The 13,121-nt window shown below is 68.1% G+C and carries 10 protein-coding genes; 7 read left to right on the forward strand and 3 right to left on the reverse strand.

All coding sequences use genetic code 11. From position 1 onward, the window contains the following. The first annotated feature begins 47 nt into the window (after window positions 1-47). On the forward strand, window positions 48-1,748 hold the full coding sequence (purF, locus tag C560_RS0110095; RefSeq protein ID WP_026538121.1) for an amidophosphoribosyltransferase: 1,701 nt from the start codon (window positions 48-50) through the stop codon (window positions 1,746-1,748). Next, a complete protein-coding gene (gene purM, locus C560_RS0110100; RefSeq protein WP_026538122.1) occupies window positions 1,745-2,914 on the forward strand; it encodes a phosphoribosylformylglycinamidine cyclo-ligase in 1,170 nt (389 codons plus the stop codon). Before purF ends, purM begins: the two co-directional genes overlap by 4 nt. A gap of 148 nt (window positions 2,915-3,062) precedes the next feature. On the opposite strand, the gene C560_RS0110105 is transcribed toward purM, so the two are convergent. Together C560_RS0110105 and C560_RS0110110 are read right to left on the reverse strand one after the other, a co-directional pair. Then, the gene (locus C560_RS0110105; protein ID WP_026538123.1) at window positions 3,063-3,845 is read right to left on the reverse strand and encodes a VOC family protein; all 783 of its coding nucleotides are present in this window, start codon (window positions 3,843-3,845) and stop codon (window positions 3,063-3,065) included. 262 nt (window positions 3,846-4,107) lie between these two features. Further along, window positions 4,108-4,341 (reverse strand): DUF3073 domain-containing protein, encoded by a 234-nt coding sequence (locus tag C560_RS0110110; RefSeq protein WP_018774150.1) that lies wholly within the window; start codon window positions 4,339-4,341, stop codon window positions 4,108-4,110. A gap of 293 nt (window positions 4,342-4,634) precedes the next feature. Between C560_RS0110110 and C560_RS23000 the strand changes: the two genes are divergently transcribed. Then, window positions 4,635-5,405: a septum formation family protein gene (locus tag C560_RS23000; RefSeq protein ID WP_155855767.1), complete on the forward strand. Its 771-nt coding sequence runs from the start codon at window positions 4,635-4,637 to the stop codon at window positions 5,403-5,405. 125 nt (window positions 5,406-5,530) lie between these two features. Here the strand turns inward: C560_RS23000 and clpB are convergent, their stop codons facing one another. Further along, the gene (clpB, locus tag C560_RS0110120; protein WP_026538125.1) at window positions 5,531-8,188 is read right to left on the reverse strand and encodes an ATP-dependent chaperone ClpB; all 2,658 of its coding nucleotides are present in this window, start codon (window positions 8,186-8,188) and stop codon (window positions 5,531-5,533) included. 514 nt (window positions 8,189-8,702) lie between these two features. Here clpB and C560_RS0110125 point away from each other — a divergent pair. The 4 genes from C560_RS0110125 (at window position 8,703) to C560_RS0110140 (ending at window position 13,121) form a co-directional block, all read left to right on the forward strand. Beyond that, window positions 8,703-9,761, forward strand: coding sequence for a LacI family DNA-binding transcriptional regulator (locus tag C560_RS0110125; protein ID WP_051533090.1), 1,059 nt, complete (start codon window positions 8,703-8,705; stop codon window positions 9,759-9,761). A 171-nt stretch (window positions 9,762-9,932) separates the two neighbouring features. Continuing rightward, complete coding sequence (locus C560_RS0110130; protein WP_026538127.1) at window positions 9,933-11,252, forward strand: MFS transporter; 1,320 nt, start codon at window positions 9,933-9,935, stop codon at window positions 11,250-11,252. An 85-nt stretch (window positions 11,253-11,337) separates the two neighbouring features. Further along, window positions 11,338-12,102 (forward strand): SDR family oxidoreductase, encoded by a 765-nt coding sequence (locus C560_RS0110135; protein WP_026538128.1) that lies wholly within the window; start codon window positions 11,338-11,340, stop codon window positions 12,100-12,102. An 86-nt stretch (window positions 12,103-12,188) separates the two neighbouring features. Continuing rightward, complete coding sequence (locus C560_RS0110140) at window positions 12,189-13,121, forward strand: 3-keto-5-aminohexanoate cleavage protein (protein ID WP_018774144.1); 933 nt, start codon at window positions 12,189-12,191, stop codon at window positions 13,119-13,121.

Raw genomic sequence — 13,121 nt, forward strand, 5'->3', positions numbered from 1 at the left:
ACCGGCCACCGGAAAAGTCTTAGCGCACATCGTGAGATAATCGACCAGTGGCACGCGGCGATGGAAAACTTTCTCATGATCTTCTCCCAGGCGAAAAAGGCCCTCAGGACGCATGCGGCGTCTTCGGGGTCTGGGCACCCGGTGAAGAAGTAGCAAAACTCACCTACTACGGGCTGTATGCATTGCAGCACCGCGGTCAGGAGTCGGCTGGCATAGCAACCAGCGACGGCAAGCGGATCAACGTCTACAAGGACATGGGGCTCGTTTCCCAGGTCTTCGACGAGACCACGCTGAACACCCTGACCGGGCACCTGGCCGTCGGCCACTGCCGCTATTCCACTACCGGCGCCAGCCACTGGGCCAACGCCCAGCCCACCCTGGGCGCGACCGCCACGGGCACCGTGGCCCTGGCCCACAACGGCAACCTGACCAACACGGCCGAGCTCAAGGCGATGATCGAGGACCGCAACGGCGGAAACCTCAGCGGCGAGATGAAGCAGGGCAACACCTCGGACACCGCCCTGGTGACCGCGCTCCTGGAGGGCGAAGAGGGCAAGTCCCTGGAGCAGACGGCCATGGAGCTGCTGCCCAAGATCAAGGGCGGCTTCTGCTTCGTCTTCATGGATGAGGGCACCCTCTACGCGGCCCGGGACACCTACGGGATCCGCCCGCTGTGCCTGGGCCGGCTCGAACGCGGCTGGGTGGTTGCCTCCGAGCAGTCCGCCCTCGCCACCGTCGGCGCCAGTTTCATCCGCGAAATCGAACCCGGCGAGTTCATCGCGATCGACGAGGACGGCGTCCGTTCGCAGCGCTTCGCCGAGGCGACGCCGGCCGGCTGTGTGTTCGAATACGTCTACCTCGCCCGCCCGGACGCCTCCATTGCGGGCCGCTCGGTGTACGAATCCCGCGTCGAAATGGGCCGCCAACTGGCCCGCGAAAACACCCAAGAAGCGGACATCGTCATCCCGGTGCCGGAATCCGGCACCCCCGCGGCGGTGGGCTACGCCGAAGAATCCGGCATCCCGTTCGCGCACGGCTTCGTCAAGAACTCCTACGTGGGCCGCACGTTCATCCAGCCCTCGCAGACACTGCGCCAGCTCGGCATCCGGCTCAAGCTGAACGCCCTCGAATCCGTGATCCGCGGCAAGCGTGTTGTGGTGGTGGATGACTCGATCGTCCGCGGCAACACCCAGCGCGCCATCGTGCGGATGCTCCGGGAAGCGGGCGCCGCGAGCGTCCACATCAAGATTTCCTCCCCGCCGGTCAAGTGGCCCTGCTTCTACGGCATCGACTTCGCCTCCCGGGCGGAACTGATCGCCAACGGCGCCACCATCGACGAAATCACCCAGGCCATCGGCGCCGACTCGCTCGCCTACATTTCCGAAGACGGCATGATCGACGCCACCCGGCAGCCGCGCGAGCGTCTCTGCACGGCATGCTTCACCGGCAAGTACCCGATCGAGCTGCCCGGCGCGGACAAGCTCGGCAAGAACCTGCTCGAGCGCACCGACCTCGGCGGCCTCGCGCCCGCCGCCGGCGCGGCCGCGTCCGCGGCGCCCTCGGGCGCGCCCTCCGGCGGGTCTGATGCCGCGGCGGCGCCCGACGCCGAACCCGGCACCTCCATCGCCGACGATCCGGCCGAAAAGGCTGGCGCCACCGGCTGCGATCCGGGGCCGGACTCCGAATTCGAAGAACTGCTCACCGATGCCGACCGCGTCACCACAGCCGACAAGAAAGAGCCAGTATGACTTCCGCCTCCCCGGCCGCTGACATGAACGCCGCCCAGAACGCCGGCATCACCTACGCCTCCGCCGGCGTCGACGTCGAAGCGGGAGACCGCGCCGTCGAACTCATGAAGGACGCCGTCAAGGCAACCCACAACGCCTCGGTGATCGGCGGCGTCGGCGGGTTCGCCGGCCTCTACGATGTGTCCCGGCTGCTGACCTACAAGCGCCCGCTGCTGGCCACCTCCACCGACGGCGTCGGCACCAAGGTGGCAATCGCCCAGGCCATGGACATCCACGACACCATCGGCTACGACCTCGTCGGCATGGTGGTGGACGACATCGTCGTCGTGGGCGCCGAGCCGCTGTACATGACCGACTACATCGCCTGCGGCAAGGTGGTCCCGGAGCGCATCGCCGACATCGTCCGCGGCATCGCGGCCGCCTGCTCGGTCGCCGGCACCGCCCTGGTGGGCGGCGAAACCGCCGAACACCCCGGCCTGCTCGGTGAACACGAGTACGACGTCGCCGGCGCCGCCACCGGCGTGGTCGAGGCCGAGGCGCTGCTCGGCCCGGACCGGGTCCGCGCCGGCGACGTAGTGATCGGCATGGCCTCCTCCGGCCTGCACTCCAACGGCTACTCCCTGGTCCGCCGCGTCATCAACCACGCCGGCTGGGCCCTGGACCGCCAGGTCTCCGAGCTTGGCCGCACCCTGGGCGAGGAGCTCCTCGAGCCCACCCGCGTCTACGCCGCGGACTGCCTGGACCTCGCCCGCACCTTCCCCGTGAACGGCTCAGCGGGCGGCAAGGCCGTCCACGGCTTCAGCCACGTCACCGGCGGCGGCCTCGCCGCCAACCTCGCCCGCGTCCTCCCGCAGGGCCTGCTGGCCACCGTGGACCGCTCCACCTGGGAACTCCCGGCCATCTTCAAGCTGGTTTCCGAACTCGGCAACGTCCCGCTGGCCGACCTCGAGCGCACCCTGAACCTGGGCGTGGGCATGGTCGCCATTGTTTCGCCGGAGGCTGCCGACGCCGCCGTGAACCGGCTCAACGACCGCGGCCTGCCGTCCTGGATCATGGGCACCGTCGAGCAGAACTCGGATGCGGTCCTCAAGACCGGCCCGGACTACGTCCAGGGCGCCAAGGGCGTCGACGGCGGTGCCGTCCGGCTGGTCAACGCCTACGCCTAAAAGTTCCTAACCCCATCGAGTGCTCCTCCCCACCGGCTCCCTCGCCTCGCAAGCTCGGCCAGGGAACCCTGCCGGCGTGGGCCCAAACTGCCGTTTTGAACGCTTAAAACGGCAGTTGGGGAGCACTCGATGGGTTTAAGCCGGGGCCCTAGACCTCCAGGAGGCTGAAGACGCCGCCCTGCGGATCCTTGAGGGTGGCGATGGTGCCCGCTTCCTCGACCTCGTCCGGTTCGATCAGCACGACGCCGCCCGCGGCCACCGCAGCCTGCACCGCCGCCGCGACGTCGGAGACACCGAAGTAGACCTGCCATCCGGGCTCGAGGGTGTCCTGTGCGTCGCCGGGAACCCGGGCGATGCCGGCCACCTCGGTGCCGCCCACCATGAGCGTGGTGTAGGTGCCGCCGTCGTCCTGGGGGTATTCGGTCACGTCATGCCCGAAGAGCTGTTGGAAGAAGCCGACGGCGGCCTGCGGCTCGGGGGTGAGCAGCTCAGCCCATGCCAGGGTGCCCGCCTCCTGGCTCCGGCCTGCTCCGACGTGGCTGCCGGCCTGCCAGGCACCGGTGGTTCCGCCGCCGGGCGGGGCGAAGAAGACCATCACGCCGGTGTCACCGATCTCCTCGGGGCCGAATTCAAGGTGCCCGGGGGAATGGGCCAGTTCGGCGGCCAGGTCCCGGGCGTCGTCGACCGCAAAGTACACGTTCCACCGGCCCGGTTCGGCCGAGGCTTCCTGCTGGGGGTTCTGCGGCGCGAGCACGGTAACCAGATCGTCGCCAAGGAAGGCTTTCGCGTAACTGCGTCCGTCTGGGGTGGGCAGGTCTTCATACCGCCAGCCGAAAACCCCTGCGTAAAAGGCCTTCGCCGCCTCCACGTCACGGGTCTGGAGGTCCGTCCAGCAGAGCTCGCCCTCGGCGAATCCTTGGCGCATGGTCATGGCAGTCCTTCCGGGCATCGGTGGCACGTCCGGGAAAATCCGGCACGAACAACGTAGCCCGGCGCCCCGCCGGTGACAACTGCGCCGGCATCTCCGCGGCGAAGCAAGGCCAGACGGCCGGCTGCGGGAAGGGAACGCTGCGGGCACAAGAAAGGCCGCCGGCCACACCTGTTACAGGTGCGGCCGGCGGCCCGAAAATCTTTGGCTGGCACCGAGGTGCCGGAAGGATCCCCCGGAGAGAACTGCCGGAAGGAAGCGTCGACTAACCTATGCGACGGGAATCTACCTCGTCGTCGTCGTCTTCCACATCGTCCGCGTACTTATCCACATACGCTGAATAATCCGGTTCGACCGGGTCATCCGCGAAGTGGCTCGTGGCACGACTTCCCGGGCCCGTGAGCTCGCGCTGAAGGGCCGAATAGTCAGTGTTCGGGGAGTAGTACTTGATGTCCCGAGCCTGCTTGGTAGCTTTTGCCTTTTGACGGCCGCGCCCCATGGCGTGACCCCCTTTTGTACTTGGACCGGAGGTGGTCACCTTTTGGCGATCGGTGAGGCCCCGGAATGTTTGGTCAATTTGTCGTACACCTAGATTACATGCTTTCGGCGCCAACTGCTCGCCGGCCCGCCCCTTGTGGACAGTGTGGCGCGTCCCGCAACGGTGGCCGAAGCCACCGGCGCATGCGCGGTGCCGCGCATCTTCGATAGAGTTTCGTGATGTGCGCCCAGAAAAGGGCCGCTGCGCCGGGCCTCCAGCCCCGGCAAAGACGCACGGAAGTGGTGAATTTCTCAGTGACTGAAGAGAATCCAAGGAACGACGCCGGGTCCATCCCGCCGCCGCCCTCAAGGCCGCCGACGTCCTCCCTGCCCGTCATTACAGCCGATCCTGCGCGGCGCACGAATCCCTCGGCGGGACCCACAGCGGCTAAACCCGCGCGCCCGGCGCTTACCGGGCCCACGTTCGCCGGCATCCAGAAAGCGCTCTCACGCACGAAGAAAGCTCTCTCACGGCGGGCACGCCCCTTGGTCCGCCGGATCCGCCGGCAGGGGCCAAAGCGGCTCGCCGCGGCCGCGGCCGTCCTCGTGGTGCTTGCGATGCTGGTCTGGTGGGCTGTGACCGCATTTGCCGGCAGCGGCCAGGCCTCCGCGGAAAACGACAGCCCGGCCCCCGCAGCTTCGGCGGCGTCCGCCCCGGCCAGCCGCGGAGCGTTGCCGCTGGAAGGCGTCAGCCCCCTGGACTTCCAGTTGCGGGACTGCTTCCAGGACTTCGACCCGGATGCGCAACAGTCCACGGTCGTGGATTGCGCCACCGGCCACTCGGCGCAGCTGGTTGCGGTGGAAAAATACGGCTCAAATGACTCGTACCCCGGCCGGGACCAGCTCAAGCAGAAAGCACGCGATGCCTGCAAGACGGCTCCGCTCACGCCTAAGGCCGGCGACTACGACCTGAGCTACAAGCTGGCCTATCCGAGCCCGCGCAGCTGGGACATGGGCGACCGACGGGTCGACTGCTACGCCGTGACGAACACCGGAAACGTCATCAAAGAGTCCCTGCTGCCCTAGCCCTGCCCCGGCTAAGTGCACTGGCAAGGCGCACGGCTTTGGCCCACCGGCAGGGTGCTCAGTGCCACCGGCAGCCGGGACGGGACCCGGGCTGCCAGTGGCACTGAGCGCACCCGGTCCGGCGGCTACTCCTTGCGCCTGACTGAGAGCCCGCTGCCGGTGGCCGCGCCGCCGTCGGGCCGGGCCGTGGCCTCGGCCCCTCCCATGGTGAGTTCCATCAGGTCCGGCGCGGTGTCCACCACAACCGTGTCACCGTCGGAGATCTCGCCGGCCAGGATGGCCCGTGCCAGCCGGTCGCCGATCTCGCGTTGCACCAGCCGGCGCAGCGGACGTGCGCCGTACGCGGGATCGAAGCCCGTGACGGCGAGCCAGGCGCGGGCGCCCTCGGTCACCTCGAGATTGAGCCGGCGGCCCTTGAGCCGCTCGCCCAGCTCCTTGACCTGCAGCTCCACGATCCGGGACAGCTCCTCCACGCTCAGCGGGTCGAACAGCACCACCTCATCGAGCCGGTTCAGGAACTCCGGCTTGAAGGAGGCATGCACGGTCGCCATGACGGCATCCTTCTTGGCTGCGGCATCAAGGTTGGGGTCCACCAGGAACTGGCTGCCCAGGTTCGAGGTGAGCACCAGGATCACGTTGCGGAAGTCCACGGTGCGGCCCTGACCGTCGGTGAGGCGGCCGTCGTCGAGCACCTGCAGGAGGATGTCGAAGACCTCCGGATGGGCCTTTTCCACTTCATCGAGCAGCAGCACCGAGTACGGGCGCCGGCGGACGGCCTCGGTCAGCTGGCCGCCCTCCTCATAGCCGACGTACCCGGGAGGCGCCCCGACAAGGCGGGCCACGGAATGCTTCTCCGAGTATTCGGACATGTCGATCCGCACCATCGCCCGCTCGTCGTCGAACAGGAAGTCGGCAAGGGACTTCGCGAGCTCGGTCTTGCCGACGCCGGTGGGGCCGAGGAACAGGAAGGAGCCGGTGGGCCGGTTGGGGTCGCTGATCCCGGCGCGGGCGCGGCGCACGGCGTCGGAGACCGCGGCGACGGCCTTGGTCTGGCCGATCAGCCGCTCCCCCAGAACGTGTTCCATGTTCAGCAGCTTCTGACTTTCGCCCTGCAGCATGCGCCCCGCCGGAATGCCGGTCCAGGCCGAAATCACCTCGGCGATGTCGTCTGCGGTGACCTGGTCGGCCACCATCTGCCCCGATTTGTCCGGCACGGCCGCCTCGGCCGCGGCGGCAGCGTTCAGCTCCCGTTCCAGGGCCGGGATCTCGCCGTAGAGGATCCTGGACGCCGTCTCGAAGTCCCCCTCGCGTTCGGCCTTTTCTTCCTTGGACCGCAGCTCGTCGAGCTTGGCACGGAGGTCACCGGCCCGGTTCAGGCTCGCTTTCTCCGCCTCCCAGCGGGCGTTCAGGGCCGCGAGCTCTTCATTTTTGTCCGCCTTGTCCGCGCGCAGGGCCGCGAGCCGTTCCACGGAGGCGGGATCGGTCTCGCCGGCCAGGGCCAGTTCCTCCATGGTCAGCCGGTCCACCTGGCGGCGCAGCTGGTCGATCTCCTCCGGCGCGGAGTCGATCTCCATCCGCAACCTCGACGCGGCCTCGTCCACAAGGTCGATCGCCTTGTCCGGCAGCTGCCGGCCCGAGATGTACCGGTTGGAGAGGGTGGCGGCGGCCACGAGGGCGGAGTCGGAGATGGAGACCTTGTGGTGGGCCTCGTAGCGTTCCTTGAGGCCGCGCAGAATGCCGATGGTGTCCTCGACGCTCGGTTCGCCGACGTAGACCTGTTGAAACCGGCGTTCCAGGGCCGGGTCCTTTTCGATGTTCTCGCGGTACTCATCCAGCGTGGTAGCACCGATCAGCCGCAGCTCGCCGCGGGCCAGCATGGGCTTGAGCATGTTGCCGGCATCCATGGAACTGTCGCCGGTGGCGCCCGCCCCGACGACGGTGTGGAGCTCGTCGATGAACGTGACGATCTGCCCCTCGGAGCCCTTGATTTCCTCGAGGACTGCCTTGAGCCGTTCTTCGAATTCACCGCGGTACTTTGCCCCGGCCACCATAGAGGCGAGGTCCAGGGCGATCAGGGTCTTGCCGCGCAGGCTTTCGGGGACGTCGCCCGCCACGATCCGCTGGGCAAGTCCTTCGACGACGGCGGTCTTGCCGACGCCGGGTTCGCCGATGATGACGGGGTTGTTCTTGGTCCGGCGGCTCAGCACCTGGATGATGCGGCGGATCTCGGCGTCGCGGCCAATCACCGGGTCCAGCTTGCCCGAGCGGGCGACCGCCGTGAGGTCGGTGCCGTACTTCTCCAGCGCCTGGAAGGTGTTTTCGGGGTCGGCGTTGTCCACCTTGCGGTCGCCGCGGACACCCGGCAGGGCGGCGAGCAGCGCCTCGTGGGAGGCGCCGGAGTCGCGCATCAGCTTGCCGACGGCATCACTTCCGGACGCGAGCCCCAGCAGCAGGTGCTCGGTGGAGACGAAGGAATCGCCAAGCCGCTCGGCCTCGTTCTGGGCGTTCTTGATGGCCTGCAGGGCGGTGCGGGACAACTGCGGCTGCTGCACGGAGCTGCCGGAAGTGGACGGAAGGGCCTTGATGGCGCTGCTGGCCTGGACGCTGACGGAATCCGGGTCCGTCCCGGTGGCGCGGAGGAGCGCGACGGCGACACCCTCGCGCTGGTCCATGAGCGCCTTGAGCAGGTGAGCGGGCTCGAGCTGCGGATTGCCCGCGGTCGAGGCGTTCATGGCCGCCGCAGCGAGGGCCTCCTGGCTCTTGGTGGTGAATTTGGCGTCCAACGAGGGCTCCTTCCGGAATGGTCTTGATGTCAAAGTTGAGTCTACATCGCTCAACTTTACTTTGGGGGAGGCTGGCTCCATGTTTGCCGACAGCGAAACGCCTGTCTAGAGGCCGACCGCCCGCGCCCTCGGGTGACCCCCTGCGGGACGCGGGACATGCCCTCCCCTGCGCCCTCCGTCACGCACCTCCGCCGCGGGACATGCCCTCCCCTGCGCCCAAGGAGTGGACATAATGCCACCATGTCCATCGCCCAGGTCCAAGGCTGGACATGTCCCCCGGCCCGGACTCGAACAATGAGCATGCCCCTTCGGTTCGAGGCCAGCAATGAGCATGCCCCAGGCCCATACCCAAGGCTGGGCATGTCCCGCGGCCCCGGGCGCCAGCAATGAGCATGTCCGGCGGACATCAGCCTGCGCGGCCCGCGTGAATGACTTAACGTTGCTTAACGATCGGCGGGCTCCTTACTGTAACTGGGGTCACAGCAAAACGAACCGACGCGAAGGAGGGCCGGTCATGCACGAACACGCCACAAGCGCCACCGTGGACGGCCCCGTCCCGCCGGTTTCGGCCGCCGCCGTGGCCCGGGCCGCAGGGGTCTCCTCGGCTGCGGTCTCCTACGTCCTCAACGGCAAGGGCGGCGTTTCGCCGGAGACCCGGCGCCACATCATCCACGTGGCGAACGAGCTCGGCTTCAGGCCCCGTAAGCCGTCGCAGTCAACCGACCCGCAGCGGACCCGGGTCATCGGGCTGATCCTGCCGAACATCATCAATCCGATGTTTCCACGCTGGGCGCAGGGGGTCATTACGGCCGCGGCGGAGTCCGGCTACGAGGTGTTCGTCGCCACCACCCAGGACGATCCGGAGGTGCTCGCCCAGGTCACCTCGACGCTCGCGCACCGCAACGTCGATGGCATCATCCTGGCCGCCTCACTCCGGGACGACGCCACCGCGCTCCGCACCCTGAGGGCGGCCCGGATCCCCTACGTGTGCCTGTCCCGCCGGGCAGACTTCCTCGATTCGGATTTCGTCGGGATCGACGACGACGCCGCAGCCACCACGCTGATGCAGCACATGCTCAGCCACGGCTTCACCGAAATCGCCACCGTGATCGGACCCCGGTTCTCAACGGCCTCCCTGGCCCGCGAGCAGGCGTTTGCCCGCACCGCCGCCGCTGCGGGCATCACGATCAGCGGCGACCGGAAGATCAGCACCAGGGTCAACAACGAGGGCGGCCGGCTGGCGGCGGAGCGGCTCTTCTCCGCCGGAACGCCGCCGCAGGCCGTCGTGTGCGGCAGCGACGAGCTTGCCATCGGCGTCATGGAATACGCCTTGTCGCGCGGCCTGCGCATCCCGGACGACGTCGCCGTCGCCGGCTGTGACGGGCTGCCGCACAGCCGCTCCGGGCTGATCAACCTGACCAGCATTGTCCAACCGCAGCAGGAAATGGCCAACGAGGCGTTCGCCATGCTGCTCAAACGCATCGATTCCCCGTCCGCCACCTACACCTCGAAAGTGTGCCGGCACCGCCTGCATGTCGGGCGGACGTGCGGCTGCACGCCCCCGGACAGCTGAGGCCAGGCGCCCCACGCACGCCGGCCCGTCCGCGGCCGGCCGTACACATCCCCGAGACCCTGACGAGCCATGCGCCGCGCGCCCCGCCGCGCCCGCCTACCTCCCGTTTTGCCCTTTTCCGCATGCCCGACCTGACCACCTATCCCGCCAACGAGCCAAGGACCCCGCCCCATGTCAGTTGTATCCGCAACAAAGAAGATGCGCACACCGCAGGAAATCAACGGCGTGATCTTACGCCGCGTCATGCCGCTGCTGATCGGCGCCTACATCATGGCCTTCCTGGACCGCACCAACATCGGTATGGCCAAGGACCGGCTGGAGATCGATCTCGGCATCTCGGCCACCGCGTACGGCATCGGCGCCGGGCTGTTCTTCCTGACCTACGCCCTGTCCGAAATCCCGTCCAACCTGATCATGCACAAGGTCGGCGCCCGGTTCTGGATCATGCGGATCATGATCACGTGGGGCATCATCTCCGCCGGCATGGCCTTCGTCCAAGGCGAATGGTCCTTCTACATCATGCGGATGCTGCTCGGCGTGGCCGAGGCCGGACTCTTCCCGGGCGTCATGTACTTCCTGACGCAGTGGTTCGTGGTCAAGGACCGCGCCAAGGCCAACGGAATGTTCCTGCTCGGCGTCTCCATCGCCAACATTGTGGGGGCCCCGCTGGGCGGGCTGCTGCTGACCCTTGACGGACTCGGCGGCCTGCACGGCTGGCAGTGGATGTTCCTCGTCGAAGGGCTCCCGGCCTGCGTCCTCGCCTACGTCGTCTGGAAGAAGCTCCCGGACCGCCCCAGCATGGCGACGTTCCTCACCGCCGAGGAAGCCGCCGATCTCGAGGCCCGCATCGCCGCCGAGGAGACCGCCGGCGCCGCGGCCTCCGGCAACCACCGGCTCCGGGACGTCCTGAAGGACAAGCAGATTCTCCTCGTCGTCGGCGTCTACTTCACCCACCAGATCGCCGTCTACGCCCTGTCCTACTTCCTGCCCTCCATCATCGGCACCTACGGCAAGCTCAGCCCGCTCCAGATCGGCCTGCTGACGGCCATCCCCTGGATCTTCTCCGCCGCCGGCGCCCTGCTGGTCCCCCGCTTCGCCACCGACGGCCGCCGTTCCCGGATGCTGGTCACCGGCACCATGACCGGCATCGTCGCCGGCTTCGCCCTCGGCGCCGTCGGCGGGCCGCTGCTGGGCATGATCGGCTTCTGCCTCGCCGCCTTCAATTTCTTCGCCCTGCAGCCGATCCTCTTCACCTACCCGGCCACCCGCCTCAGCGGCGCCGCCCTCGCCGGCGGCATCGCCTTCGTCAACACCATCGGCCTCTGCGGCGGCTTCCTGGGCCCCTACGTCATGGGCTTCATGCAGGACGCCACCGGCTCCAAGCTCTCCGGCCTGTGGTTCATCGTGGGCATGTGCGTCATCGGCGCGCTGCTGTCCCTGCTGCTCAAGCGCGGCGCGGAGAAGCCCGCGCTTGTCCCGGCCGCCCACTGACCCGCTGCTCCCACCGCCCGTTCCGGATGTGCCCCGCCGCGCGTTCGGAACGGGTCAGCACGCCATCTCACTGCAAGGACTACTCATGGATTTCACCGCCAAGCGCGTTCTCGTCACCGCCGGAGCCAACGGCATCGGCCTGGCCATCGCCAACAAGTTCCGGGAACTCGGCGCCACCGTCTTCGTCACCGACATTGACCCCGACGCCGTCGACAAGGCCCGCGTCAACGGGCTCCTCGCCGCGGTCAGCGACGTCTCGGACGAGGGCCAGGTCCGCGAACTCATGGACACCGTCCGGGACGAAATGGGCGGCCTCGACGTCCTCGTCAACAACGCCGGCATCGCCGGGCCCACCGGGCCCCTGGAATCCCTCGACGCCGGGGCGTGGAAGGCAACCTTCGACGTCAACATCCATGGCCAGTTCTTCTGCATCAAGCACGCCCTGCCCCTGCTGCGCGCGGGCAGCAGCGCCTCCATCGTGAACCTGTCCTCGGCCGCCGGTCGGCTGGGCATGGCGGGCCGCAGCGCCTATTCGGCGTCGAAATGGGCCGTCGTCGGGCTGACCAAGACCCTCGCGATCGAACTCGGCCCGGACGGCATCCGCGTCAACGCCATCTGCCCCGGCGCCGTCAACGGCCCCCGCATCGACTCCGTCATCGCCGCCAAGGCCCGGATGCTGGCGCTGCCGGCGGACGAGGTGTCCGCGCTGTATCACAACCAGTCCTCGCTGGGCCGCCTGATCGAGGCCGAGGACATCGCGAACATGGCCGTCTTCGTGGCCAGCGACATGGCCCGCAACGTCAACGGCCAGGCTCTCGCCGTGGACGGCAACACCGAAAAACTCTACTGACCTGAACTGAACTGCCCGGGGATCCGGTCCGCCCCAAGCGGCCGCCCCGCCCCGCACCCACCCTGCCCCACCAAGGAGACATTCCCATGGCTGCTGCCCGCAAGGTCATCATCACCAGCGCCGTCACCGGCGCCATCCACACCCCGTCCATGTCCCCGCACCTGCCCGTCTCCCCCGACGAGATCGCCGACGCCGCGATCGGCGCCGCCGAGGCAGGCGCCGCGATCGTACACATGCACGCCCGCGACCCCAAGGACGGCCGCCCCTCCCAGGACCCGGAGCACTTCGCCCCGATCCTGGACAAACTCAAGCGCAACACCGACGCCGTCATCAACATCACCACTGGCGGCTCGCCGCACATGAGCGTCGAGGAGCGGATGCAGCCGGCGGCCCTGTTCAAACCGGAGCTTGCCTCACTGAACATGGGCTCGATGAACTTCGGGCTGTACCCCATGCTGGACCGCTTCACCGAGTTCGGCCACGACTGGGAGCGCGAAGGGCTCGAAAAGAGCCGCGACCTCGTCTTCAAGAACACCTTCCAGGACATCGAGACCATCCTGGGCATCGGCAACCAGAACGGCACCCGCTTCGAGTTCGAGTGCTACGACATCTCGCACCTGAACAACCTCGCCCACTTCCATGGCCGGGGCCTGGCCCGGGGCCCGCTGTTCGTGCAGTCGGTGTTCGGCCTGCTCGGCGGCATCGGCGCACACCCCGAGGACCTCATGCACATGCGCCGCACGGCGGACCGACTGCTCGGCGAGCACTACGAGTGGTCCATCCTGGGCGCGGGCAAGAACCAGATGCCGCTCGCCACCATCGGCGCCGCCATGGGCTCCCACGTCCGGGTGGGCCTGGAGGATTCCCTGTGGATCGGTCCCGGCCAGCTCGCCGCGTCCAACGCCGAACAGGTCACCCGGATCCGCACCATCCTGGAAGCCCTCAACTTTGAGGTCGCCACCCCCGACGAGGCGCGGCAGATGCTGCAGCTCAAGGGCCGGGAAAACGTGGGGTTCTGA

The sequence above is a fragment of the Arthrobacter sp. 9MFCol3.1 genome, from assembly GCF_000620385.1.
In the GTDB taxonomy this organism is placed as follows: Bacteria; Actinomycetota; Actinomycetes; order Actinomycetales; family Micrococcaceae; genus Arthrobacter.

Bases quoted from the DNA above. Each gene is read 5' to 3' on its own strand.
- purM (WP_026538122.1), top strand. From the start codon at position 1,745: ATGACTTCCGCCTCCCCGGCCGCTGACATGAACGCCGCCCAGAACGCC.
- C560_RS0110105 (WP_026538123.1), bottom strand. From the start codon at position 3,845: ATGACCATGCGCCAAGGATTCGCCGAGGGCGAGCTCTGCTGGACGGAC.
- C560_RS0110110 (WP_018774150.1), bottom strand. From the start codon at position 4,341: ATGGGGCGCGGCCGTCAAAAGGCAAAAGCTACCAAGCAGGCTCGGGAC.
- C560_RS0110125 (WP_051533090.1), top strand. From the start codon at position 8,703: ATGCACGAACACGCCACAAGCGCCACCGTGGACGGCCCCGTCCCGCCG.
- C560_RS0110130 (WP_026538127.1), top strand. From the start codon at position 9,933: ATGTCAGTTGTATCCGCAACAAAGAAGATGCGCACACCGCAGGAAATC.
- C560_RS0110135 (WP_026538128.1), top strand. From the start codon at position 11,338: ATGGATTTCACCGCCAAGCGCGTTCTCGTCACCGCCGGAGCCAACGGC.
- C560_RS0110140 (WP_018774144.1), top strand. From the start codon at position 12,189: ATGGCTGCTGCCCGCAAGGTCATCATCACCAGCGCCGTCACCGGCGCC.